25 protein-coding genes and 1 tRNA gene are annotated in these 20,781 nt (G+C 61.7%); 5 read left to right on the top strand and 21 right to left on the bottom strand.

All coding sequences use genetic code 11. The features are described from left to right. Nucleotides 1-53 precede the first annotated feature (53 nt). The 6 genes from deoA to EOB80_RS14650 are packed head-to-tail and all read right to left on the bottom strand — an operon-like array spanning nucleotide 54 to nucleotide 6,303. Nucleotides 54-1,373 carry a thymidine phosphorylase gene (gene deoA / locus EOB80_RS14625; protein WP_127328345.1) on the bottom strand — a complete coding sequence of 440 codons (1,320 nt, stop codon included), beginning with the start codon at nucleotides 1,371-1,373 and terminating at the stop codon, nucleotides 54-56. Then, a complete protein-coding gene (locus EOB80_RS14630) occupies nucleotides 1,373-2,182 on the bottom strand; it encodes a purine-nucleoside phosphorylase (protein ID WP_127328347.1) in 810 nt (269 codons plus the stop codon). The genes deoA and EOB80_RS14630 overlap by 1 nt, the downstream gene beginning before the upstream one ends. Before the next feature lie 30 nt (nucleotides 2,183-2,212). Then, nucleotides 2,213-2,605, bottom strand: a complete 393-nt coding sequence (gene cdd / locus EOB80_RS14635) for a cytidine deaminase (protein WP_127328349.1) — start codon at nucleotides 2,603-2,605, stop codon at nucleotides 2,213-2,215. 56 nt (nucleotides 2,606-2,661) lie between these two features. Further along, nucleotides 2,662-3,633: an ABC transporter permease gene (locus tag EOB80_RS14640; protein ID WP_127266924.1), complete on the bottom strand. Its 972-nt coding sequence runs from the start codon at nucleotides 3,631-3,633 to the stop codon at nucleotides 2,662-2,664. Nucleotide 3,634: 1 nt separating this feature from the next. Continuing rightward, nucleotides 3,635-4,774, bottom strand: a complete 1,140-nt coding sequence (locus EOB80_RS14645; RefSeq protein WP_127266923.1) for an ABC transporter permease — start codon at nucleotides 4,772-4,774, stop codon at nucleotides 3,635-3,637. Continuing rightward, entirely contained in the window at nucleotides 4,771-6,303 is a 1,533-nt protein-coding gene (locus tag EOB80_RS14650) for an ABC transporter ATP-binding protein (RefSeq protein ID WP_127328351.1), read from the bottom strand. The genes EOB80_RS14645 and EOB80_RS14650 overlap by 4 nt, the downstream gene beginning before the upstream one ends. Nucleotides 6,304-6,532: 229 nt before the next feature. Between EOB80_RS14650 and EOB80_RS14655 the strand changes: the two genes are divergently transcribed. Then, nucleotides 6,533-6,739 carry a SlyX family protein gene (locus EOB80_RS14655; protein ID WP_174800349.1) on the top strand — a complete coding sequence of 69 codons (207 nt, stop codon included), beginning with the start codon at nucleotides 6,533-6,535 and terminating at the stop codon, nucleotides 6,737-6,739. A 22-nt stretch (nucleotides 6,740-6,761) separates the two neighbouring features. Then, nucleotides 6,762-7,169, top strand: coding sequence for a hypothetical protein (locus tag EOB80_RS14660; RefSeq protein ID WP_127328353.1), 408 nt, complete (start codon nucleotides 6,762-6,764; stop codon nucleotides 7,167-7,169). Here the strand turns inward: EOB80_RS14660 and EOB80_RS14665 are convergent. The 5 genes from EOB80_RS14665 to EOB80_RS14685 form a co-directional block, all read right to left on the bottom strand. Further along, nucleotides 7,164-7,625 carry a GNAT family N-acetyltransferase gene (locus tag EOB80_RS14665; RefSeq protein ID WP_127328355.1) on the bottom strand — a complete coding sequence of 154 codons (462 nt, stop codon included), beginning with the start codon at nucleotides 7,623-7,625 and terminating at the stop codon, nucleotides 7,164-7,166. The two genes, EOB80_RS14660 and EOB80_RS14665, sit on opposite strands and share 6 nt — an antisense overlap. A gap of 115 nt (nucleotides 7,626-7,740) precedes the next feature. After that, on the bottom strand, nucleotides 7,741-8,730 hold the full coding sequence (locus EOB80_RS14670) for a BMP family ABC transporter substrate-binding protein (protein WP_127266918.1): 990 nt from the start codon (nucleotides 8,728-8,730) through the stop codon (nucleotides 7,741-7,743). Nucleotides 8,731-8,938: 208 nt separating this feature from the next. Further along, on the bottom strand, nucleotides 8,939-9,604 hold the full coding sequence (msrA, locus tag EOB80_RS14675) for a peptide-methionine (S)-S-oxide reductase MsrA (protein WP_127322748.1): 666 nt from the start codon (nucleotides 9,602-9,604) through the stop codon (nucleotides 8,939-8,941). Nucleotides 9,605-9,704: 100 nt separating this feature from the next. Then, nucleotides 9,705-10,028 (bottom strand): hypothetical protein, encoded by a 324-nt coding sequence (locus EOB80_RS14680; RefSeq protein ID WP_127266916.1) that lies wholly within the window; start codon nucleotides 10,026-10,028, stop codon nucleotides 9,705-9,707. Nucleotides 10,029-10,193: 165 nt separating this feature from the next. Further along, entirely contained in the window at nucleotides 10,194-11,036 is an 843-nt protein-coding gene (locus EOB80_RS14685) for a hypothetical protein (protein WP_245466360.1), read from the bottom strand. A gap of 361 nt (nucleotides 11,037-11,397) precedes the next feature. Here EOB80_RS14685 and EOB80_RS14690 point away from each other — a divergent pair. Further along, nucleotides 11,398-11,487, top strand: a tRNA-Ser gene (locus EOB80_RS14690). 113 nt (nucleotides 11,488-11,600) lie between these two features. Beyond that, on the top strand, nucleotides 11,601-12,575 hold the full coding sequence (locus EOB80_RS14695; protein ID WP_127328357.1) for a hypothetical protein: 975 nt from the start codon (nucleotides 11,601-11,603) through the stop codon (nucleotides 12,573-12,575). 25 nt (nucleotides 12,576-12,600) lie between these two features. Here the strand turns inward: EOB80_RS14695 and EOB80_RS14700 are convergent, their stop codons facing one another. The 3 genes from EOB80_RS14700 to EOB80_RS14710 all read right to left on the bottom strand — a co-directional run bounded on the left by EOB80_RS14700 (nucleotide 12,601) and on the right by EOB80_RS14710 (nucleotide 15,344). Next, complete coding sequence (locus EOB80_RS14700; protein ID WP_127328359.1) at nucleotides 12,601-13,119, bottom strand: hypothetical protein; 519 nt, start codon at nucleotides 13,117-13,119, stop codon at nucleotides 12,601-12,603. Nucleotides 13,120-14,059: 940 nt separating this feature from the next. Continuing rightward, nucleotides 14,060-14,416 carry a hypothetical protein gene (locus EOB80_RS35285; RefSeq protein WP_245466361.1) on the bottom strand — a complete coding sequence of 119 codons (357 nt, stop codon included), beginning with the start codon at nucleotides 14,414-14,416 and terminating at the stop codon, nucleotides 14,060-14,062. A 427-nt stretch (nucleotides 14,417-14,843) separates the two neighbouring features. Then, nucleotides 14,844-15,344, bottom strand: a complete 501-nt coding sequence (locus tag EOB80_RS14710; RefSeq protein ID WP_127328363.1) for a hypothetical protein — start codon at nucleotides 15,342-15,344, stop codon at nucleotides 14,844-14,846. 720 nt (nucleotides 15,345-16,064) lie between these two features. Here EOB80_RS14710 and EOB80_RS34520 point away from each other — a divergent pair. Next, nucleotides 16,065-16,394, top strand: a complete 330-nt coding sequence (locus EOB80_RS34520; RefSeq protein ID WP_164762615.1) for a hypothetical protein — start codon at nucleotides 16,065-16,067, stop codon at nucleotides 16,392-16,394. A gap of 8 nt (nucleotides 16,395-16,402) precedes the next feature. Here EOB80_RS34520 and EOB80_RS14720 read toward each other — a convergent pair whose 3' ends face one another. The 7 genes from EOB80_RS14720 to EOB80_RS14755 all read right to left on the bottom strand — a co-directional run bounded on the left by EOB80_RS14720 (nucleotide 16,403) and on the right by EOB80_RS14755 (nucleotide 20,563). Then, the gene (locus EOB80_RS14720) at nucleotides 16,403-16,666 is read right to left on the bottom strand and encodes a hypothetical protein (RefSeq protein WP_127328365.1); all 264 of its coding nucleotides are present in this window, start codon (nucleotides 16,664-16,666) and stop codon (nucleotides 16,403-16,405) included. After that, nucleotides 16,656-16,976 (bottom strand): hypothetical protein, encoded by a 321-nt coding sequence (locus tag EOB80_RS14725; RefSeq protein ID WP_127328367.1) that lies wholly within the window; start codon nucleotides 16,974-16,976, stop codon nucleotides 16,656-16,658. The genes EOB80_RS14720 and EOB80_RS14725 overlap by 11 nt, the downstream gene beginning before the upstream one ends. Before the next feature lie 15 nt (nucleotides 16,977-16,991). After that, nucleotides 16,992-17,201, bottom strand: a complete 210-nt coding sequence (locus EOB80_RS14730; protein ID WP_127328369.1) for a hypothetical protein — start codon at nucleotides 17,199-17,201, stop codon at nucleotides 16,992-16,994. Nucleotides 17,202-17,213: 12 nt separating this feature from the next. Continuing rightward, entirely contained in the window at nucleotides 17,214-17,393 is a 180-nt protein-coding gene (locus tag EOB80_RS34525) for a hypothetical protein (RefSeq protein WP_164762616.1), read from the bottom strand. Between the two features lie 420 nt (nucleotides 17,394-17,813). Continuing rightward, the gene (locus EOB80_RS14745) at nucleotides 17,814-18,665 is read right to left on the bottom strand and encodes a HEPN domain-containing protein (RefSeq protein ID WP_127328371.1); all 852 of its coding nucleotides are present in this window, start codon (nucleotides 18,663-18,665) and stop codon (nucleotides 17,814-17,816) included. A gap of 1 nt (nucleotide 18,666) precedes the next feature. Then, nucleotides 18,667-19,371: an SOS response-associated peptidase gene (locus EOB80_RS14750; protein ID WP_127328373.1), complete on the bottom strand. Its 705-nt coding sequence runs from the start codon at nucleotides 19,369-19,371 to the stop codon at nucleotides 18,667-18,669. A 589-nt stretch (nucleotides 19,372-19,960) separates the two neighbouring features. Further along, entirely contained in the window at nucleotides 19,961-20,563 is a 603-nt protein-coding gene (locus EOB80_RS14755; protein WP_127328375.1) for a recombinase family protein, read from the bottom strand. Between the last annotated feature and the right edge of the window lie 218 nt (nucleotides 20,564-20,781).

The following is a 20,781-nucleotide window of genomic DNA, read 5'->3' on the forward strand; positions in this document are numbered from 1 at the left end:
AGCGCTATGCGCTAATCCCGGGCAAACCAGTCCACACTTTTCCTGGAATTGCTTCAGCCGCGCGGCAGAATCCGCCGGATGACCGACTTGTCGGCGGGCGGCTTCGAGGCGCCGACCGTATAGGCCGAAAGCACGGTAGCCGCGGCGGCCTCGGCATCGGCCGATGAGCGGGCATGGATCAGCGCCAGCGGCTCGCCGATCCCAACCTCCGCACCGACCGGCAACAGCCTGGTGATGCCGACCGCGGGGTCGATCCTGTCGTCCGGCCGCGTGCGTCCACCTCCCAGGCCGACCACGGCGAGCCCGATATCGCGGGTGGCGATGCCGGTGACGAAGCCGTTTACGGTCGCCTTGACGGCAAATTCGATCGCGGCCGCCGGCAGATACTTTTCCGGTTTCTCGATGAAATCGGCGGGGCCGCCAAGCGCGGCCACCATGCGTGCGAAGGTGGCGGCGGCGCGGCCGCTGGCGAGTGTCTCGGTGGCGCGCCGCATGCCATCCTGGTTGGACGATACCAGCCCGGCCGACTGCAGCATTTCGGCGGCCAGCGCCAGCGTCACGTCCTCGAGCCGACGGTCACGATACCGGCCGGTGAGGAAATCAACGGCGTTGCGCACCTCGACGGCGTTGCCGGCGGCCGACGCCAGCGGCTCGTTCATGCCGGTAATCAACGCCGAGGCCTTCAGTCCGGCACCGTTGGCGATCTCAACCAGGCTGTTGGCGAGTGCGGTGGCGTCGCGCGATTTTTCCATGAAGGCGCCGTTGCCGACCTTGACGTCGAGCACCAGCGATTGCAGCCCGGCCGCCAGCTTCTTCGACAGGATCGAAGCGGTGATCAGCGGCACCGATTCGACCGTGCCGGAGACGTCGCGGATCGCGTAGAGCCGTCGATCGGCGGGCGCGAGGTCGGCGGTCTGGCCGATGATGGCACAGCCTGTTTCGAGCACCGCCTTGCGAAACAGCGCGACGTCGGGCTGGCTGATGTAGCCGGGGATGGCATCCATCTTGTCCAGCGTGCCGCCGGTGTGGCCAAGGCCGCGGCCCGAGATCATCGGTACATAGGCGCCGCAGGCGGCGACGATCGGCGCCAGCATCAGCGAGACATTGTCGCCGACGCCGCCGGTCGAATGCTTGTCGGTGACCGGGCCGGGCAGGTCCGACCAGTCGAGCACGTCGCCGGAATCGCGCATCGCCAGCGTGAGCGCCACGGCCTCGTCGCGGTTCATGCCGTTGAAGAACACCGCCATGGCGAAGGCGCCGGCCTGGCCATCGGTGACGGCGCCCGACGTCACGCCCGCGACGAAGCCGGCGATCTCCTCTTCCGACAGCCTGAGGCCATCGCGCTTGCGGCGGATGATTTCCTGGGGAAGCATCAGGTCTCCAGCAGTCCGTCGTGGAACACGCGCTGCAGGATCGTCGCCAGCCGCGCGCCGCCGACCGGCGCCATGTCCTTGGTCTCCTGGTGCGATAGCTCGGCCCCGGTCATGCCGGCCGCCAAATTGGTGATGACCGAACAGGCGGCGACGCGCAGTCCGAGGAAGCGGGCGAGAATGACCTCCGGTACGGTCGACATGCCGACCGCATTGGCGCCCATGATGCGCGCCATGCGGATTTCGGCCGGCGTTTCGAAGCATGGGCCGGAGAACCACATATAGACGCCCTTGTGCAGGGTGGTGCCGGTCGCATTTGCCGCCCGTTCGATGGCCTGGCGGATGCCGGCATCATAGGCTTCAGTCAGGCCGACGAAACGCCGGTCGCTTGGTTCGCCGATCAGCGGATTGGTGCCCGAGAAATTGATGTGGTCCGATATCAGCATCACCGAGCCCGGCGGCATGTCCGGATCGACCGAACCGGCGGCATTGGTGAGGATCAGTTTCGTGATGCCGATGCCGGCAAGCACTTCCAGCACCGGCCGCATCGCCGCGGCAACGCCGTGCTCGTAGTAATGGGCGCGGCCCGACAGCATCAGCACCGGCGCGCCGGCAAACAGCCCCGCCACCACCTCCCCGGCATGTCCGGTGACAACGCTTCTGGGAAAACCCGGCAGGTCGGCATAGGAGATGCGGATCGGGCCCTCGATCTGGTCGACCAGACCGCCGAGGCCCGAACCGAGCACCAGTGCCGTGGCGGGCGCCAGTCCGCCCAGCCTTTCGACGAGATGATCCAGGGCTTTTTCCGTCATCGCTGCCAGCTGTTCATTTGAGCCCGTTGTTCATTTCAAAATATCGCCGCGGAAGCCGTAAGGCAGCATGTCGCCCATGGTCACGGTCTCGGCCACACCTGCATTGTCGCAGAGATAGAGCTTTGTTTCCGGCCGGCAGAATTCGGCCAGCCGCTGCCGGCAGCCGCCGCAAGGCGAGCATTTCGCCATGCGTTCGGCGATGACGGCGATTTCCACGATCTTGCCGCCGCCGCCCATGATGTAGTGGCCAAGCGCCGTGGTCTCGGCGCACCAGCCTTCCGGATAGGAGGCGACTTCGATGTTGGCGCCGGTAAAGACGCGCCCGTCCTCGGTGCGCAAGGCAGCGCCGACCGGAAACTTAGAATAGGGCGCGTAGGCCCTGGTCATGGCGGCCTTGGCGGCCTCGAACAGATCATGCGACATTCAGGTGTTCTCTCCGATGATCGTGTTCAAAACCCGGCGCAAAGCCGACCTGCCGCTCAACGTTCCTTGACATAAGGTACGCCGCCGGCGCGTGGCGGGATTGCCTTGCCGATGAAGCCGGCGAGCAGGATTACGGTGAGGATGTAGGGCAGCGCCTGCATGAACTGCGCCGGCACCTTGCCGATGATGGGCAGCGGTGATCCCTGCAGGCGGATCGACGCCGCGTCCAGGAAGCCGAACAGAAGGCAGGCGAACATGGCGTTGACCGGCTTCCACTTGGCAAAGATCAGGGCTGCCAGCGCGATATAGCCCTTGCCGGCGGTCATGTCCTTCACGAAGCCGCCATTTTGCACCATCGACAGGTAGGCGCCGGCAATGCCGGTGAGGATGCCGGTGCAGATCAGCGCCCTGTAGCGCAGCCAGGCGACCGATATGCCGGCAGTATCGACGGCGGCCGGGTTCTCGCCTACGGCGCGCAGCCTGAGGCCAAAACGGGTGCGAAACAGCACCCACCAGGTGAACGGCACCATCAGGAAGGCAAGATAGACCAGGATCGAGTGGCCCGACAGGAGCTCGGCATAGATCGGTCCGATGATCGGAACGCCGCGGATGGCCTCGGCGCCCGGCAAGGTGATGGCCTCGAAGCGCTCGCCCGGTTGCAGCGCCGGCGTGCGCCCGCCCTGCTGGAACCAGGCCTGGCCGAGGATGATGGTCGAACCGGCGGCGATGAAATTGATCGCCACGCCGGAGACGATCTGGTTGCCGCGATGGGTGATCGAGGCAAAGCCGTGGATCATGGCAAAGGCGACCGAGATCAGGATGGCCATGCCGAGGCCGAGAAAGGCCGAATGGAACACGGAAGCGGCGGCCGCGCCGGCGAAGGCGCCGACCAGCATCTTGCCTTCGAGACCGATGTCGAAGATGCCGGCGCGTTCCGAATAGAGGCCGGCGAGGCAGGCAAGCAGCAGCGGCACCGAAAGGCGGATGGTGGAGTCCAGTGTCTGGATGATCGCGTTGAACACATCCATCTCAGGCACCTTTCCCCTTGACCGCTTCCATGCCCACCGATCGCGGACTGAACGAGGCGAACAGCGCCTGGATGTAGGGCCGGAACATGTGCTCGAGGGCACCGGCAAACAGGATCACCAGGCCTTGAATGATGACGATCATGTCGCGGCTGATTGCCGGCATCTCGAAGGCGAGCTCGGCGCCGCCCTGGTAGAGCATGCCGAACAGGATCGCCGCCAGCACGATGCCGACAGGGTGCAGGCGGCCCATCAGCGCCACGGCGATGCCGACGAAGCCGGCGCCGGAAACGAAGTCGATGGCGACATTGTGCTGATCGCCCATCACCGGATTGAGCGCCATCATGCCGGCCAGCCCGCCCGAGATCATCATGGCGGTGATGATGATGCGGGTTTCGGAAATGCCGGCATAGCGTGCCGCTTTCGGGCTGTGACCGTAGGTGCGCATTTCATAGCCGAGCTTGGTGCGCCAGATCAGCAGCCAGACCAGGAAGGCCATGACCAGCGCCAGCAGAAAGGTGACGTTGAGCGGCGCCGAACGGATCTTGGCGCCGAACAGCTCGATGATCCAGTTGAGCTTGGGCAATTCCGCGCCGGCGAGGAAGTTACGCGTCTGCGGCGCTTGCGAGGCGGCTGGCTTCAACGGGCCGACCAGCAGGTAAACCATGATCGAGGCGGCGATGAAGTTGAACATGATGGTGGTGATGACGATGTGCGAGCCACGCTTGGCCTGCAGATAGGCCGGGATGAGCGCCCACAATGCGCCGACCGTCGCCGCGGCAATGATCGCCAGCGGGAAGGTCAGCCACCATGGCAGTGTGCTGTCGAAGCTCAGGCAGACGATGGCGATGCCGAGGCCGGCGATGTAGGCCTGCCCTTCGGTGCCGATGTTGAACAGGCCGCAATGCGCGGCCACCGCCACCGAAAGCCCGGTGAAGATGAAGGTGGTCGCATAAAAGAGGGTGAAGGCGATGCCTGTGCCTTTGCCGAAGGCGCCCTCGACCAGGATGACGGCTGCGCGCAGCGGATTCTCGCCGACCAGAAGCACGACGAAGCCGGCGACGACGAAGGCGACGAACAGATTGATCAGCGGGATCAGGCCATAGTCGGCCCAGGCCGGCAGTTTGGCGTAAGGCGCGCTCAAAGTGCTGCCTCCTGGTGCTCGATGCCGGCCATCAGCAGGCCGAGCTCGCCCTCGGTCGCTTCGGGACCGCGCTCGCCGACGATGCGGCCGGCAAACATCACCAGGATACGGTCGGACAGCGAACGGATCTCGTCCAGCTCGACCGACACCACCAGCACCGCCTTGCCCTGGTCGCGCATGGCGATCAGGCGCTTGTGGATGAATTCGATGGCGCCGACATCGACGCCGCGTGTCGGCTGGCCAACGATCAGAACACCAGGGTCCTGTTCCATCTCCCGCGCCAGCACGATCTTCTGCTGGTTGCCGCCGGAGAAATTGGCGGTCTTCAGCCGGCAGTCGGCCGGCCGGATATCGTATTTGGCGATCTTGTCCCTGGCATCGTTGCGGATGGCATCGATGTTGAGGAACGGCCCCTTCAAATAGCGGGGATCATCGTGATAGCCGAGGATGGAATTCTCGTTCTCCTCGAAGGCCAGCACCAAGCCGACGTGATGGCGGTCCTCCGGCACATGCGCCAGGCCGCGGTCGCGCAGTTCGCCGGGGTCGGCGGCGCCGGTCAGGTCGATCGGCTTGCCGTCGAGCATAACCGAGCCGGACACCGCACGCCTGATGCCGGAAATCGCCTCGAGCAGTTCGGATTGTCCGTTGCCGGCGACACCGGCGATGCCGACGATCTCGCCCGCCCTGATATCGAAGGAGATGTCGTCGACCATGGTGACGCCGCGCGTATCCTTCACCGTCAGGTTCTTGACCGCGAGCTTGACGGCGCCGGCCTCGGCCTCGCCCTTCTCGACCCGCAAGAGCACGCGCCGCCCGACCATCAACTCGGCCAGTTCCTCGACAGTCGTCTTCCTGGTTTCGCGCGTCGCCACCATCGTGCCCTGGCGCATCACCGACACGGTGTCGGTGATGGCCATGATCTCGCGCAATTTGTGGGTGATCAGCACCACCGTCTTGCCCTGGTCTTTCAATTGCCCGAGGATGCGGAACAGGTGGTCGGCCTCGGCCGGCGTCAGTACGCCCGTCGGCTCGTCGAGGATCAGGATCTCGGCGCCGCGATAGAGCGCCTTCAGGATCTCCACCCGCTGCTGCAGGCCGACCGGCAGTTCCTCGATGATTGCATCGGGATCGACTTCCAGCCCGTATTCACGCTCCAGCCGCTCCAGTTCGGAGCGCGCCTTGGCGATGCTCTTCTTCAAGAGCGCATCGCTTTCGGCGCCGAGGATGACGTTCTCCAGCACCGTGAAATTGTCGACCAGCATGAAGTGCTGATGCACCATGCCGATGCCGAGCGCGATGGCGTCATTGGGGGTTTTGATCGAGGCCGGCTGGCCGCCAACGCGGATCTCGCCGCTGTCGGCCTGGTAGAAGCCGTAGAGGATCGACATCAGCGTCGACTTGCCAGCTCCGTTCTCGCCGACAATGCCGTGGATCGTGCCGCGACCGATCTCAAGATTGATGTCCCGGTTGGCGCGCACCGCACCAAAGCTCTTGTTGATGCCGATCAACTCGATTGCGGCTTGCGCCATGCAGCCTGTCCCACTCTTATTTTTTTATCGCTTGGTCAAAACGCCTAGCATGACGCTCCGCCCGTGCCAATTGCCGGAGCCGGTTCACTCTCGACAAATCCCGGTGCGCTTGTCAATTTGCAACGTGGCCGGGGCCTTCACATTCGCTAGTATGACGGCGCCGAAATTCGCATCGCGGCGCAAGACATCGCGGTGAACGACATCGCGGTGAGACTGGGGAATTCACATGATCACGCCCGCCGACCGGCTGACGACGCTGGAAATACGCGCCGCCGAGCAGGAGAAGACCATCGAGGAACTGTCCGGCCAGATCGCCGAGCAGTGGAAAGTGATCGAGCGCATGCAGCGCAAGCTCGACGCATTGACGGATCGCTTCCTGGCGCTGGAGGAGCAGACAGGAGATGAAGTGCCGGTAACCAAGCCACCGCACTGGTGAGGAAAAAGGGAAGGTGCACGCCTTGGTCAGTGAAAGCGATCGCATCGCGCGGGCCGGCGAATATGTGCTCGGTCTTATGAACGACAAAGACCGCGAACGGGCCGAACGTGACCTGGAGGTCGATCCCGCCTTCCGCGACGCGGTCGCGCGACTTGCCGAGCAGATGTATTTCTTCGACCGTTACGGAAAACGCGACCTGCTGCCTGGCAGGCATTGGGAACTGGTTACCAAACGCCTAGCCGAGTTACCTCAGATGCGCAGCGTCGAGCTCGGCGGCAATGAGGTCAAACCGCGCACGGTGATCCGAAGCCTGTCCCGGCCACCATACGGCATTGGCGTGCACGCGCTTGGCGGCCGGCGCGGAGTTGTCGTTGCCGCCGGGCTGATGGTGGCGTTCGCGCTGGGCTGTCTCGTCGCGAAGCTGCTATAGGCGAGGGCGGCGCGACATCAGCGCCATCTTCTCGCCGTCCGAGCCGCATATCTCAACGGTATCCCAGCCGAGAGCCGCGTAGAAATCACGCGCATCCCATGTGTAGAGATGGAGCATCTCGACGCCCCGTGACGCCGCATGGGCTTCCGTTGCCTTGACCAGCGCGGTGGCGATGCCTCGGCGTCGATACCTTGCATCGACGACCAACCCGGCCAGCCATGGCGTCAGATCATGTATGGGCTCCAGCTCGTGGCGGACCAGCAGGCATGTCCCGACCGGGGTGTCGCCGATCCGGGCAACGAATGCCGCCTCGAAGCCGTCACCGGCGATCAAGCCACGAAGCCCTGCCGCATCTTCCCCGAGCGTCCTTCCGGTTCCCTCGAAAAACGTGGCCAGGCGCAGCTGGGCTACCGCTGCTACGTCGTGCTCGCCCATGGGTGCGATCTTTGGCTGCATCTGTATCCCGAAACGGTGGCCGGCACGGAGCGAACGTTTCGCTCGATCCGGTAAAGACAAAACCGCCGGGCTGGCGCCCGGCGGTTTGCAGATCATGTCTGTGTGTTCGTGCCGCTCAATAGGGGCAAGCGTTGTCAGCCGTATAGTCGTGCACTTCGGTCTTGCCGGCAATGATGTCGGCCTTGGCCTTTTCGACGGCCGCCTTCATCTCGTCCGTCACCAGCGCCTTGTTGTTGTCGTCCATGGCGTAGTCGACGCCGCCTTCCTTGAGGCCCAGATTCTCGACTCCGCCCTTGAAGGTGCCGTTCTTGCCGTCCATGAAGGCGGTGTAGACGGCGACGTCGACGCGCTTCAGCATCGAGGTCAGCACCTTGCCCGGCTGCAGGCCGTTCTGGTTGGAATCGACGCCGATGCCGAGCTTGCCGGCATCTGCCGCCGCCTGCAGCACGCCGACGCCGGTGCCGCCTGCCGCGGCGTAGATCACGTCGGAGCCCTGGTCGATCTGCGTCTTGGCGATCTCGCCGCCCTTGGCCGGATCGTTCCAGGCAGCCGGCGTGTCGCCGGTCATGTTCTGGATGACATCAGTCGCACCCGCCGACTTGGCGCCGCCGACATAGCCGCATTCGAACTTGCGGATCAGCGGGATATCCATGCCGCCAACGAAGGAGACCTTCTTGGACTTAGAGGCCATCGCCGCCAGGATGCCGACGAGGTAGGAGCCCTCCTGTTCCTTGAACTTCAGCGACCGCACGTTCGGCAGATCGACCTGGTCGTCGATGATGGCGAAGTTCAGGTCGGGGTATTCGGCGGCGACCTTGGTCAGCGCGTCCGTCCAGGCAAAGCCCGCCATAACGATCGGGTTGCGGCCGTCCTCGGCGAAGCGGCGCAGCGCCTGCTCACGCTGCGAGGCATTGGAGACCTCGAATTCGACGTAGGCCGTGCCGGTTTCCGTCTTGAATTTCTCGGCGCCGTTGTAGGCAGCCTCGTTGAAGGATTTGTCGAACTTGCCGCCGAGATCATAGAGGATGGCCGGCTGGACATCCGCGGCGAAAGCCGGAAGAACCATTGCGGTTGCGGCCAGGAGGCCGAGAACGATACGTTTCATGTGATCCACACCCTGTCGGTTATTTTTTCCGTTATGCACCGCATGCCGGCCCGGTTCTCCGGCAGGCATACGACGTCAGCCAGGAGTGTACTCCCTCCCGCTCGGCGGCAATCTGGCATGGCCGGAAACAAAATTCACGCGGAATTTTGACCTTTTGGAAAAGCTTGATGTGGGCAAGCCGCACCGCAGCTTGTCCTTGCGCCAAGTGTTACGTGGACGCGGCGGCAGGGATGACGCAAGCGACGCCGGTGCCTTTGAGGTTGCACGTGCCGTAAGGGTTCTTCGCCAAATATTGCTGGTGATCGGCTTCGGCGAAGTAGAATTCGGCCGCCGGCGCGATCTCGGTGGTGATCCTGCCGTGGCCGGCACCGCGTAGCGAGGTCTCATACGCATCGCGCGAGGCGTTCGCCGCCGACAATTGCGCCTCGTCGCTCGTGTAGATCGCGGAGCGATAGGCGGTGCCGACATCATTGCCCTGGCGCATGCCTTGCGTGGGGTCGTGGCTTTCCCAGAACAGCTTCAGAAGCCCAGCATAGGAGACGATCTCGGGGTCATGGACCACCAGCACCACTTCGGCGTGGCCGGTAAGCCCTGTGCAGGTCTCCTGATAGGTCGGATTGGGCGTGAAGCCGCCGGCATAGCCGGCCGCGGTGACCCAAACGCCTTCGATCTGCCAGAACAGCCGCTCCGCTCCCCAGAAGCAGCCCAGTCCGAACATCGCCGTCTCCAGCCTCTCGGGATAAGGACCTTTGAGCGGTCTTTTCAAGACCTTGTGTCTGGATGCGGTCGGGATCGCCTTGGCGCGGCCCGGCAGAGCCTCGGAGGGCTTCGGTAGATTGAGCTTCTTGTTCAGCATGTCGCTGAGAAAGAACATGCGCGGCTCCTCTCCGGGTGAAACGCAAGAAGCCGCATGACGGCGGCTTTGTTTGAGCATCGGATTCCCAAAACCGGCAACCGCTTTTGGGTCCGATGCTCTAGGTGGCGGCGAACTGCCCAGCACGCGGTGGCCGCCTGTAGCCTATCGCATAGAGCAGGAAAGCCAGCACCGCGAACACGGCGAAGCCCGGCTGGTTCAGCACCCAGGCGACGGCGCCGTCCCACAGCAGCGGGCTGGCCTTGGTTCGGATGAAGGTTTCGAAGGCGGCCCTCGTGTCGGGCGAGACCGCCAGCCAACTGGTGTTGAGCGGGGTCAGCACCAGCACGGAGGCCGCCACGGTGCGTGTCGCGTCGAGCACCGCCATGATGACGGAAATCGACAGCGCGATCATTGCGGCAAGACGAAAGACGAAGCGAAACATTAGAACCCTCCTCCGGGCTGGTCCCCTCCCGAGGGGCCTTTCAGAGATAGAATGCGCATGGCTGGATCGCAATCGCCATACGCGAATTTGCAGACCCCAAACTCAGGTCAACAGAAGGCCGGACGACAGTCGGTTGGGTAGCTTTTCATTGACATGTGAGGGCAGCTATGCTAACAATTTCGGCAGGGTGCTGATTTGCGCCGACGACCCGCCGCACAGGCGGGTTTTTGCGTTTGGTGCCTCGCAAACCGACGTGCCGGCCAAGTCTTCAAAGACCGGGTGAACCCGGATTCGTTGCCCTGCGCGAATTATGCGGCCGGCTTCCTTTTGCGCCGATGGACACGCGGCAAAAACGCCGCCGCCAATGGCGCCGATCACCAGGCCGGCCAGGCCGGTGAACACGGCGAAATAGCCGCAGGCGCCCTCGAAACAGCTCATCTCGGTGGCATCAGCGATCACCGAGCCGATGGCGAATCCGCCCACGGCGCCGATGACCGCGCCCAGGACGATGCCGAGCAGCGCGGCGACGACCGAGACGAAGACAGGCGGGCTTTCGGTTTCCGGATTGACATAAACGGCATCGGCTTCGGATCCACGGCGCAGCAGATAGATGCAGAGGACCCCGATGGCGAGTTGAGCAGCGGTGATGGCAAGCGCCTGGCCCGAAAAGACGAAATCCGAAATCGTCAGTGCACAGGCCTGCCAGGCCACCAGCCAGATGATTGTGGCGACCTGCCAGATGGTGAACTGGCGCGGGAAGCGGGCCGAGCGGCCGAAGGCGAGGCCGAGCAGGTAAAGCCCCCACAGGATGGTGATGATGTCGACGGCGAGCCCGCCATAGATAAGGTAAAACACGCTGTCTGGCAGGCCGGTGGCGCCGACCGCGGGCCAGACGGAGATCAGGCCGTAGACCGACCACGCCATGACGAAGACGAGCCAGCCCACCGGCACGAAGGACAGCCCGCTGTCCGGCCGCCTGACTGGCGTCTGTCCATTGCTCGATGTCATGTCCGCACGATGCCCCCGCAAAGCCTCGGCACCCGACAGGCAACTCCGGGGGAAGTCAAGGGCGGCGGGCCCGGCGGTCGTGCCTGTGCACACCATTGCAGCGGCGGCGCCCGTAAAAACGGGCATGCCGGCCGCCTTGTGAAACACTGTGTGGCCGGCAAAGCGAATAGACTGCCGTTATGGCTTGGCATTCGGCGCCGGATCGACTAGATGAGCCCCGCGCCTGTTGCTTCGACGGCCCAGGTGCGGGGAAGGGCGTTCGCTGGTTGGCGGCGCCGGCGGCGGAAGTTCCGCCTTGCCCCAAGGGAGGTGCATCTCCCCAATCCGCGCGGCAAAACCGGCCGACGCGACATGCATGGACGGAGAGGTGGCCGAGTGGTTGAAGGCGCACGCCTGGAAAGTGTGTTTACGGGAGACCGTAACGCGGGTTCGAATCCCGCTCTCTCCGCCAGCTTACCAAGTAGCTTACAAGCGTGTGATTTGTAATAGTTTTGTGGGTTGCCGTTATATGGCGGTGCCCCATCGTGGTGCCCCAAAATGACCATTAGGAGCTACGGATCGCCAATGACCGCGCAGGAATTTGGAGCCTTTTTAACGCTCGCGTTGGATGAGTTGAAGAAGACAGGCTGGCACTATTTCTCTTTCCATTTCTTCAACGGTCCTCGGCCATTTGCTAGGAGCATTATCAGGGCCTGCGGGAGCATCAACGATCGTGCGCCGGGAATGGGCACAGCGCTTTTTCGAGAGCTTCTCAGTATAGGAGGTATCGATAGGCACCAGCCACACTATGAACAGCTCATGCAGAAGCTTGCCGAGATTCTCGTGATAGAGCGGATCGTCACATCCGACTGGCCGGAAGGTACTACTTTTGAACAGGAGCCTTGCGCTTTCCCCGGCGGACCGCGCCCCGAACTTCTAGTGACCTTCCCAGGCGGACGCCTAGTGGTCGAGGTCAAAACGCCTTCCATGTTGAACCATGTTCGGCAACGGCACGCGAATGGCGCTCAACTGGCTTATCGAGGCGTCCTCACTCCCGATGATGCCCGAAGGACCGTTGGCCAAGACGGCCTGACATTGCCCCGCGATTACCCTGTTCGAGATTTTTTGGCGGATGCGGATCGGAAGTTCGCCGGATTCAGGGACGGCAATACGGCCTCATTGCTCGTAGTCGTATGGGACGATTTCATTTACGAACCCATCTCTATATTGGCCAACCAGCGGTCCGGCCTTCTCACGCCGAACACTTTTGAGCGGGACGATAACGATGAACCCAGAACCTACCCCAACCTAGACGCCGTCATCGTCTTGCGTCACTTGAACTATTTCGTCGAAGGAGCCGCCGAACGTGACATTATGGATCGCAAGGAGGCAATGGAATTCGGCGAAGCCCAGGCGCTGCCAAATGTCTTTTTTGATGTGTCAGGTATCGACCGTATTCCCGCCCATGTGATCGAACGTCTTCGCGCCTATTCCCACGATGACCCCGGCTTGCTGGCGATGGCGGAGTACAACATTCAAGACGTGGTTTTTTGGATTTGAGCTGGCATCGCGCTCGCCCCAGCGGTCATTTGGCCACCACCGGAATTAGCGCTCCCTCGCGGGCCGCAGCCACCATCATCATGACCTCTTTGGCCATTTCGAAGTGTCTAGCCGCCACCATCACTCCATCATGCATCGGTAGGGCTGCTATCCCCATCTTCGCCAGCCGCAGCAATACAGCCACCAGGATGCAACTTTCGGTGAACATCAGGTCTAGCGCGGTGTCCTTGCCGAAGAGGGGCACGAGGGCGGGGTGCTTAAAGCTAATAGCCTGCGCCAACCTTCTGCCCGTCCAGCCCAACGGCAGAGCCTCCTTTACCTCGCTCGGCAAGCGGGTCATCTCGTTCGAAGACGACAGCATGGCCGCGAAGCCAGCCTTCACACCGGCACGGTGCTCCTCTAGGCCTGGGATGGCATAAAGGTCACCCTCAGGCGGCTCAGCCCCAACCCTCGCGTAGGCAAGCCTTGGGAACATGCTGGCGTAATCGAGGTCGGCGATCGGCTCTCCATTGATGCGAAGGTCAGCCCGCAAGGCCTTCGGCATGGACTCCCAGAAGCCCCCATAGAGCCTGCCATGCAGGTGGAAGGAGTGCGGATCAGTGGCGTTGCGGAGGAGGAAGTGCCGGGTAAGCCTTGAGGCAGCTTGGCGTTGGCCTTGAAGCTCTGGTTTGCGAGCAAGGTGTTGATCTCCTCCATCTCCCTCCTCAGTCGCTGTGTCTCTTTGGTCTCCTCATAGTCCACCAGCACGAAGGGTAGCTTCTTGCCGATGGCATTGCGGCCTGCCCTCGCGAAGAGCCACAGAGTCTCCTCTCCCTCTGCTCTCCCCACTCCCTCAGCCCCAACCCCCAGCAGAGCCTCAAGCAAGCATCCGGTCGCCTCTATACCTGTCCTCCGCTTCTTGATGTGAGCTGCATGCTTGACCACTAGGCCCATGGCGGCCATCGTATCGATGACATGAGGGAGATGCCCAAAGCCCTTGCGGTCATAGCGGGACAGAGCGTCGTGGCGTAGGGGGATGGCTAGGCGCCTGTGCTCGGGGTGGCCATGGTGCATGACCGCAAGGTTGGCCATTAGGGAGGACACGATGTTGGTCACCCTCTCCACCTGCTCCTGCTTGGGCTGCCTGATGCGGGCTTGATGTCTCTTGGTGGGGCCTTGGAGCACCTGCCTTGCTATCAACTCAGAGACGGCCTTGAGGTGAGGACCTTCGGAGGTGGCCCAAGGGTCGAACCAATGGTCGGTGGGGGAGGAAAGATCATCCATCAATGGCAGCCGCACAGCGGGGACTTAATGCGTTGGCTATGAGCTGGCAGTGATTGGTTGGGGCTGTAGAAACGCATGGCCACGAGGACCACCACCACGGCGCACCACAAGGGGAATGGGGGGACTTAAGCTTGTTCGTGGTCCTCCAGGCGTTTTCAAACATGTGAGCACCCGGATGCCGCAACCACGTCACTTGATCGTTTGCATTCGCCCACCATCCGCTAGGCCCGGCGCTTTTCCCAACTGGGTCGCCATCCGGGTAGATGCGACGGATGCTCGCCAAAACGTTTGGTCTTGATGGCGATGATTTCGCCAACTGCTTCACGAGCCAGCGGCTCTCCCGCCATCTCCAGCTTCTCCCCTACCTTTCGCAGCACGATACCCGAAGATCTAGGGTAAGCGTGAAGCTCCGTATGAACGTCCGGTCCCAACGGGTTGAACATCTCCCAGCCTCTGTGCGTCCCGCTCGCGAGCCGGTGGACAGCCTTGGCAGCCTGCACGATCTTGAATTCCTGGGTGCGATGGGACCCAAGGTCGTCTTCAATCAATGCGCAAACGCTCAAGTAGATGGCCAGCAAGCGGCGGGGCTCAATGCCGGCCTCTCGCAGCCGGGCGAACGCAACACGCGCTCTGTAGCTCGCAGGCTGACCGCGCAAGTTCATTGCTGGATCAACCCGCCCAGCACCTGCAAGGACGGACGCTAGCTCCTGTATGGCAGCGCCGACCGCTCCCAGTTGTGCACGTTGCGCAAGCCATGCAGACGCGGCAACGACGTAAGGACCAAGCTCGGCCGCTCGATAGGTTGCGCACCAATGGGAGCCGTGACGTGCCTTGTGCAAAACGTGATACCGGCAATGGAATGGCGAGAGACCGGTCCCGCCAGCGAGAGACGATTTGCGGTTGCATCCCGGGACTGCACAGAGTTGCTGCTCTCCGCGAGCCCCAGTCGCAAAGCGGGCTTCGATCTTGTTCGACACTGGAGTCAGAGCCACAACGCTGCCGACTTCAGTTCCGACCACCGAGGTGGGTCAATTGGACATTGGCCTGAGCAAGCGCCTTCTTCTTAAGGTTCTTTTGGCGGGGACCGACCGGAGCGTATTTGACGGAGAACGTAACGACCTTATCGGCGGCGAGCTTAATGACCTCGGCTATGGTTTCTCCGTCCTCGACGTACTTGCCGTGCACACTTCGTCCTCCGGATTGGAAGGCAGTGGCTAGATCGGCCATCGAAATCTCAACCGTCACCTCGTCTCCAGACAGACAGTCTTCAATGACACCACGCACTGCCATTATCAGCGCATACCACTGATATCGATTTGCGGCGCGACTTGGGATCGTTCGAGGGCCGCCGATCTCTTCACCCGTAGCAGCGTCAAATATCTGCCAAGCTGACGCGCTCACTCCCGGAGACCCCGGTTTAGGTGAGGCAACAGTTGCTACAGCTATAGCAAAAAGCTTTCTTCCAGCCGCCACCTGAGCAACGGCCCTAAATTCGGTCATCGACATTGGAAGCCTCTTCCCCTTGCAACGCAAACCACGTACCGCAAAGAAATATATTTGTCAAGTAAATCAATGGTTTAGGCTTTATTAGGTGTAACAAATCCCGTGTGGTCAGCTTACCTTTCTCCAGCTTTTCAATGAGTTGCGACCATTATGTTGGGAGTGACAATCCGATGACGTTTAACTGCTGTGGCGCGGCGGCACTTCCGGCAAACCCGTCACGCCGTTCAGAACGGTGAGGGTTACCTCAAGCCATCACAGCTAGCCGCCTTGCATTGCGGTGGCCGTCGGTTAGACTCGTCAGCGAGCGCTCACGCGGCGCTCCGGGGTGTGGAAACCCTGAGTTCAAACATGGTGCCGAACACATCGGTGCCGATCCTCGACTTTTTCGGTCGGGGAGCCTGTGGCGTATGTCCAGGTTCTCCGGAACTAAAGGCCGCAGGAACCGGAACTCGGTTTTCCAACTCCCCGATCAGGAGTCATGAGGAGGCTGTCTGCGGGGGCGTACCGCAGGCGTTTGCCTCTTTAGGGGAAACCATGTCGTCAAGAGCGCCCGAGGCACTAACCAGCGCCACAGCAACCGACCGCTTTCAAACATTCCGAGGGCGGGAGCCGGCAAGGTGGCTAGCCGAATTCCGAGAAGCGGGTTGGCCGGACACAGCAGCGGCAGCCGTAACGAGTTTCCTATTGGGAGCACGACCGCTTCCTCCCGGCTGGAAAGAGGAGATGGTGCCGGCAGAGTCGCTACAATCCGAAGCTATCGCCTCTGGTGCCACTGCTGCCATTGTGGCGCAAATCGCCAGACTAGAGCCACAGCAAACGGACGGCTACCTTTCCGAACGCCGACAGTCCAAAAACAACATTCCGGTCCTGATGGTGCTTGCCCTGGTGGCGCTGACGATCCTCATGATGCTGTTCCGTCATTTCGGCACCATGGAGTATCGCCGGTCAGTCAACCACTACTGCATGTCCGGCCCAGCATCGCGCTGCCCCAACTATCCCCGCACTCCCGGCAAGTTCTCTTACGAGATCGACCCCGACGCTCCGGTCTCGTAGCGTTCCGCCTACTCCATGTCCGGCACGTCGCCACCCACAAAGAGCGTCGTGGGCTCGCCGTATTCGCCGAGCGAGGGGTTGGCATCACGCGACCACGCAATGACGCCGGCATGCTTCGCCGCTAGGCCCTTCGCGGTTCGTATCGCCCGGTCCTCGGTCTGCTGCTCGGCAGGCCCAAACACAGGTTGAAGGTCGCCGGTCTCGTCGCGATCGAAGGCGGTGACAACGATTAGCTTGGGTGCCTTCTGCTGAGGCATCAAGTTATCTGACATGGGAGCTCTCTTTCCGGTGGGCTAAAAGGCCGTTGAAATTGAGCGGAGGAGGGGGAAGAACCTCAGTCATCTCGAATAGAGGCACCGTGGAGGCCTCCGGCTCTGGCGCTTTCTGCCTAGCCTTGAGGTCTGTGATTTCCTCGTCGCGCCGTGCAATTCGGCTTTCTAGATTCGCAACGCGCTCCGTTAGGAAATAGCGCCCGACAGCAAATCCACCGCCTCCGAACAGCACGGCAAACGTGGCGAAGGCAGCGGGGTTGGCGACCACCAGCGCCGCGTTGCTGCCAATGAAAGTGATAAGGTCATGCATATAGCGCCGTCCCAGTCACCCCAGCACGGGCGGCGTGGGGTCAAAGCTGATTGCCACCAGTCCCGGATGTCGTTGGGCGAGGGCGAGGATTTGGGTTTCCAGCTCACAGTTGTAGGCCATAAGGGCCTTCACGGTCTCAAGGGGGCTCTCGTAGCGTGCCATCAGCTTCTCCGCTTCGGCATGCAGCTCCGCCTTGGACTGAGCGTTAAGATACATCGTGGCCATTTGTGGTTGCTCCTAGCGGGCTGCGCGGCGCGGAGTGGTGAGCGCGTCAATACGATCCTGAAGATGACCATTGAGCACGATCATTTCCTTTAGCGCCTTCACTGGGTCGCCCTTGTGCTGGGCAATGAACTTGTCAGCGATTGTCTGGAGGGCGGTTTCTTGGCGGCTGTCCAGCGTCACAATGTGGTCCATCGGGGTTGCTCCAAAGCTTCGTGCCGATAGTGAACGAAAACGGAACAAAAGAGTCAAGAGCGAATTGACTCAGTGAGGAATGCGTTCCTATTTTTGCCTCATGCCAGAGCAGCACCGAAAAACCCGCCGCCTCGTGCAGACCCTATGCAAAGCGCATGAGGTTGGTCAGCTAATCCGAGTCCGGTGCGTCAACTGCAACATCACGCGCCACTATCTGCCTGGGGACCTTGCCAAGCTGGTCGGAGACATTCCGTTCTGGGACGTTGACCGGCACATGCGTTGCGAGCGGTGCAAGCGTCGTGACCTTGACGTGGATATCCTGCTGCCGAGCGCATCGGAGGGCATGAAGATAAGCGTGAGGAGGCTTGTCGGGGTCCGTATGGTCAGGAGAGTGATTTGGAAGGACGACTAGAACCGGCGCTAGGTTATGGATGCGCCAACGGCTAGCCGATCAAGTTCCGCCGGGGAGGGCACCCTGCGAATCTCCACACAGCGCCTCAGCAGTCCAGCCAAAATACGACTGGCAACAAGGTAGCCTGCTGCCAGCTTGTCCGGCTTGGCTTTTGACCCGTGCACGGCTTGTGAGCGAATAGCGTAGGCCTTTTTTACCTCACCAAAATACGCGGCTTTCTGTTCAGGGGTGCCGTCCATTAGAATAGCAGCATAAAGAGCCAGTCTTCGACTGAGTTCCGCATCGACCGATAGCAGCCCCTCGATGCCTGCCCAAAGGAGCATGATACGGATGTCATGATCAGGCAAATAGTGGGCGTTGGCAAAGCATTTGATCGCCGATTCAAACTCGGGGACCTTGGTCAGAATGTCGAAACTCTCCAGATGCTCCTTGGCCCATCGCAGTTGCTGTAGGGTGGCGACGTGGATTTCAGATACGGGCCTGACAAAGGGTGTTCGGCTGGCTGCGGAATACTTGGGCTCCTCCCCATCACATACCGAGTAGAGGCTAAGGCACGGAGAGCTACAAGCGATACTCAGCAAATGGAATAGCCAAAGCGCGTTCCACCCCTTCACCACAAGCTCTCTGCCACCAGCCGCTTCCTCAACCACCATTTCAAAAGATGCTATTTCGTCACCTTGGAGGGCTGCGGCATAGTCCGAAAATCGGGTGCTTCCATTGGCGGCGGCCGAAACATCCAGTTTGGATAATGAAGGTCTTAGCCATATCCCGGTGGACAACTCGAAACGCTTTGGCACCGCGATGCCATGCCCGAAAATTGTAATCGTCTTGCTGTCAGCCCCCGCAACCACCCCTACCATGTTAGAACAAAGACCCCTGAGCCGGAGCCTGCTGCGGGAACTTGACCTGTGTGGCCGGCTTCTCGACAATCACCAAGGCGTCATCCGGGGCTGTCCGCTGCATGTGCCTCGCTTCGGGCCACGGGGCCGTCAACCAAGTCTCCACCTCGTCCTGGGTGGTGAGGATCACCGGCATTGCCTTCTCGTGGATGGGCGCAATGAGGGCGTTGGGCTTGGTCGTGAGGAATCCGTAAAGCTCGAAGTCCCCCGGCCCGTCCTTCACCCTGCGCACCCCCTGCCACTGCGTCCAGAGGCCGGCAAAGAAGAACAGCGGGCGTTCCCCGTTCCTGGCAAACCAGTAGTTACGCTGTATGCCTGTCTCTGGGTCCTTATCGTTAGGCGTAGGGCTAGGCTCTGCGAAGCTCGTGACCGGCACCACGCAACGGTTCTCGATGCCCACATACTGCTGCCAGTGGCCATACTGCGGGTTGCGAATGTTGGTCGTGCCGTAGTCCGCCTTACCCTTCACCCTCTCTATCGGCGTGGGCATTCCCCAAAGCAGCTTCGCAAGCTCGCGCTGACCATCGGGGGCATTGCGGACCACAGCGCCCGGCATGTTGGGGTAGACATCTAGCGAGGGTTCTAGGTTGCCCATGATGTCCCGCATGGCGCGTGTCCACTCACGGATGGCGTCTTGGCTGGTCGTGATGTTGTAGAGATTGCACATGCTGGCGAGTGTGCCTCAACGGCGTTGGCTCCGCTAGGGCAAAGGGGCTTCCCGTTGGTGGCGTTGCTTCTTGTCCCGCGCCGGCTTTGGTAGTCGCCAGTTCAGCTTCTTTGTGTATAGGACTGGAGCAAGTCCGGCCGGCTCTAACACATCCCGGTTGAGCCCTTCTAACGCCCCTCGTCGGTCGGCGTAGAAGTTGGATGCGTATAGCGTAGGCCCCCCTTCCACAATCCAGAATAGGAGCAGGAGAGCGCCAAAATCGCCATGGTCCTCAAGAACGATTTGGAGTTTTCCGGGCGGCTCATGGGCAAGCCAATGCCTCAGGTGATCCACCAGGGGTGCTCTTAAGGATGGGCGGAGCGGGACGGCGGCTACCGTCAGCTTTTCAACTCCCTTGCGCACCGTGTCGGCCAGCCGCTCCGTATAGGCTTCAATGCGGCTCGTGGCGTCCCCGCTGTGGATTGGTGCTAAGCAACATGACCTCCGCCGTGGCCAGAGCCAGCGCCTCCAGTCGGCTTTCGTGAGACAAATCTCGCAAGGCAATAACCATCTCGCTCGCAAGCAGGGCGGCAGGGATCGGATGGTTGCCTCACTGCCCATCGGAAGACTCCGCTAGTATCCGAAAGACACTCGCCCTGCTGATGCCCAAGGCCGCCACGATGTCGCCTGCGGACTTCCCTTCGGCTTTAAGGCGCAACACCTCGCCGGCTTGACGGCGGGCTGTAGGTTGGCGGCCAGCATACTTTCCTTCGGCCTTGGCCTTGGCGATGCCTTCGCGCTGCCGCTCTAGCATCAGCTCTCGCTCGAACTCCGCAATGGACCCCAGCAGGTTTAGCATCAGCTTCCCGGTGGGAGTGGTGGTGTCGAGGTTCATCGCCAGGATACGGAGCCCCACGCCCTTCACCCGCAAGGCCTCAGTGACTGCGACAAGGTCCGCCACAGAGCGGGCGAGACGGTCTAGCTTAGTGACGAGGAGCGTATCCCCGTCTCTCACCCAATCGAGCGCTGCTTGAAGCTGGGGCCGCGTGTCAGCCACCGAGGAAAGCTCCTCACGGAAGACCCGCGTGCAGCCCGCCGCGCTTAGGTCGCGGAGCTGGGCCTCAAGGCCTGCCTTTTGATCGGTGGTGGAAGTGCGGGCGTAGCCCACAAGGGTGCCGCTGGACATTGCGTGTGTCTCCAATTGGATGGCCATGTGAGACCATTATGTGAGACCAATAGCTGAAATGTCAAGAGACTACTCGTGTGAGACTGACTAGCCTGCTTTTCGGAAGACTCACATGGGCTTGCCCTAGTGAGACGGCTTTCGGGAAATACTGGCGGTGTCAGCATTCGTTCTGTGCGGGCCTTAGACGGACGTGGCGGGGGGCGGGCCGGTGTGTGTGCTCGTCGCCAACGAGCCCGCAATCGCAT

The sequence above is a fragment of the Mesorhizobium sp. M7A.F.Ca.MR.245.00.0.0 genome (assembly GCF_003997415.1).
Taxonomy (GTDB): domain Bacteria; phylum Pseudomonadota; class Alphaproteobacteria; order Rhizobiales; family Rhizobiaceae; genus Mesorhizobium.

Coding starts and splice junctions, on each gene's coding strand:
- EOB80_RS14695 (WP_127328357.1), top strand. CDS start 11,601: ATGACCGCGCAGGAATTTGGAGCCTTTTTAACGCTCGCGTTGGATGAG.
- msrA (WP_127322748.1), bottom strand. CDS start 9,604: ATGTTCTTTCTCAGCGACATGCTGAACAAGAAGCTCAATCTACCGAAG.
- EOB80_RS14630 (WP_127328347.1), bottom strand. CDS start 2,182: ATGACGGAAAAAGCCCTGGATCATCTCGTCGAAAGGCTGGGCGGACTG.
- EOB80_RS14670 (WP_127266918.1), bottom strand. CDS start 8,730: ATGAAACGTATCGTTCTCGGCCTCCTGGCCGCAACCGCAATGGTTCTT.
- EOB80_RS14720 (WP_127328365.1), bottom strand. CDS start 16,666: ATGTCAGATAACTTGATGCCTCAGCAGAAGGCACCCAAGCTAATCGTT.
- EOB80_RS14650 (WP_127328351.1), bottom strand. CDS start 6,303: ATGGCGCAAGCCGCAATCGAGTTGATCGGCATCAACAAGAGCTTTGGT.
- EOB80_RS34525 (WP_164762616.1), bottom strand. CDS start 17,393: ATGGACCACATTGTGACGCTGGACAGCCGCCAAGAAACCGCCCTCCAG.
- deoA (WP_127328345.1), bottom strand. CDS start 1,373: ATGCTTCCCCAGGAAATCATCCGCCGCAAGCGCGATGGCCTCAGGCTG.
- EOB80_RS14665 (WP_127328355.1), bottom strand. CDS start 7,625: ATGCAGCCAAAGATCGCACCCATGGGCGAGCACGACGTAGCAGCGGTA.
- EOB80_RS14640 (WP_127266924.1), bottom strand. CDS start 3,633: ATGGATGTGTTCAACGCGATCATCCAGACACTGGACTCCACCATCCGC.
- EOB80_RS14755 (WP_127328375.1), bottom strand. CDS start 20,563: ATGGCCATCCAATTGGAGACACACGCAATGTCCAGCGGCACCCTTGTG.
- EOB80_RS14730 (WP_127328369.1), bottom strand. CDS start 17,201: ATGGCCACGATGTATCTTAACGCTCAGTCCAAGGCGGAGCTGCATGCC.
- cdd (WP_127328349.1), bottom strand. CDS start 2,605: ATGTCGCATGATCTGTTCGAGGCCGCCAAGGCCGCCATGACCAGGGCC.
- EOB80_RS14725 (WP_127328367.1), bottom strand. CDS start 16,976: ATGCATGACCTTATCACTTTCATTGGCAGCAACGCGGCGCTGGTGGTC.
- EOB80_RS14680 (WP_127266916.1), bottom strand. CDS start 10,028: ATGTTTCGCTTCGTCTTTCGTCTTGCCGCAATGATCGCGCTGTCGATT.
- EOB80_RS14700 (WP_127328359.1), bottom strand. CDS start 13,119: ATGCCGAAGGCCTTGCGGGCTGACCTTCGCATCAATGGAGAGCCGATC.
- EOB80_RS14710 (WP_127328363.1), bottom strand. CDS start 15,344: ATGTCGATGACCGAATTTAGGGCCGTTGCTCAGGTGGCGGCTGGAAGA.
- EOB80_RS14685 (WP_245466360.1), bottom strand. CDS start 11,036: ATGACATCGAGCAATGGACAGACGCCAGTCAGGCGGCCGGACAGCGGG.
- EOB80_RS14750 (WP_127328373.1), bottom strand. CDS start 19,371: ATGTGCAATCTCTACAACATCACGACCAGCCAAGACGCCATCCGTGAG.
- EOB80_RS34520 (WP_164762615.1), top strand. CDS start 16,065: ATGGTGCCGGCAGAGTCGCTACAATCCGAAGCTATCGCCTCTGGTGCC.
- EOB80_RS14745 (WP_127328371.1), bottom strand. CDS start 18,665: ATGGTAGGGGTGGTTGCGGGGGCTGACAGCAAGACGATTACAATTTTC.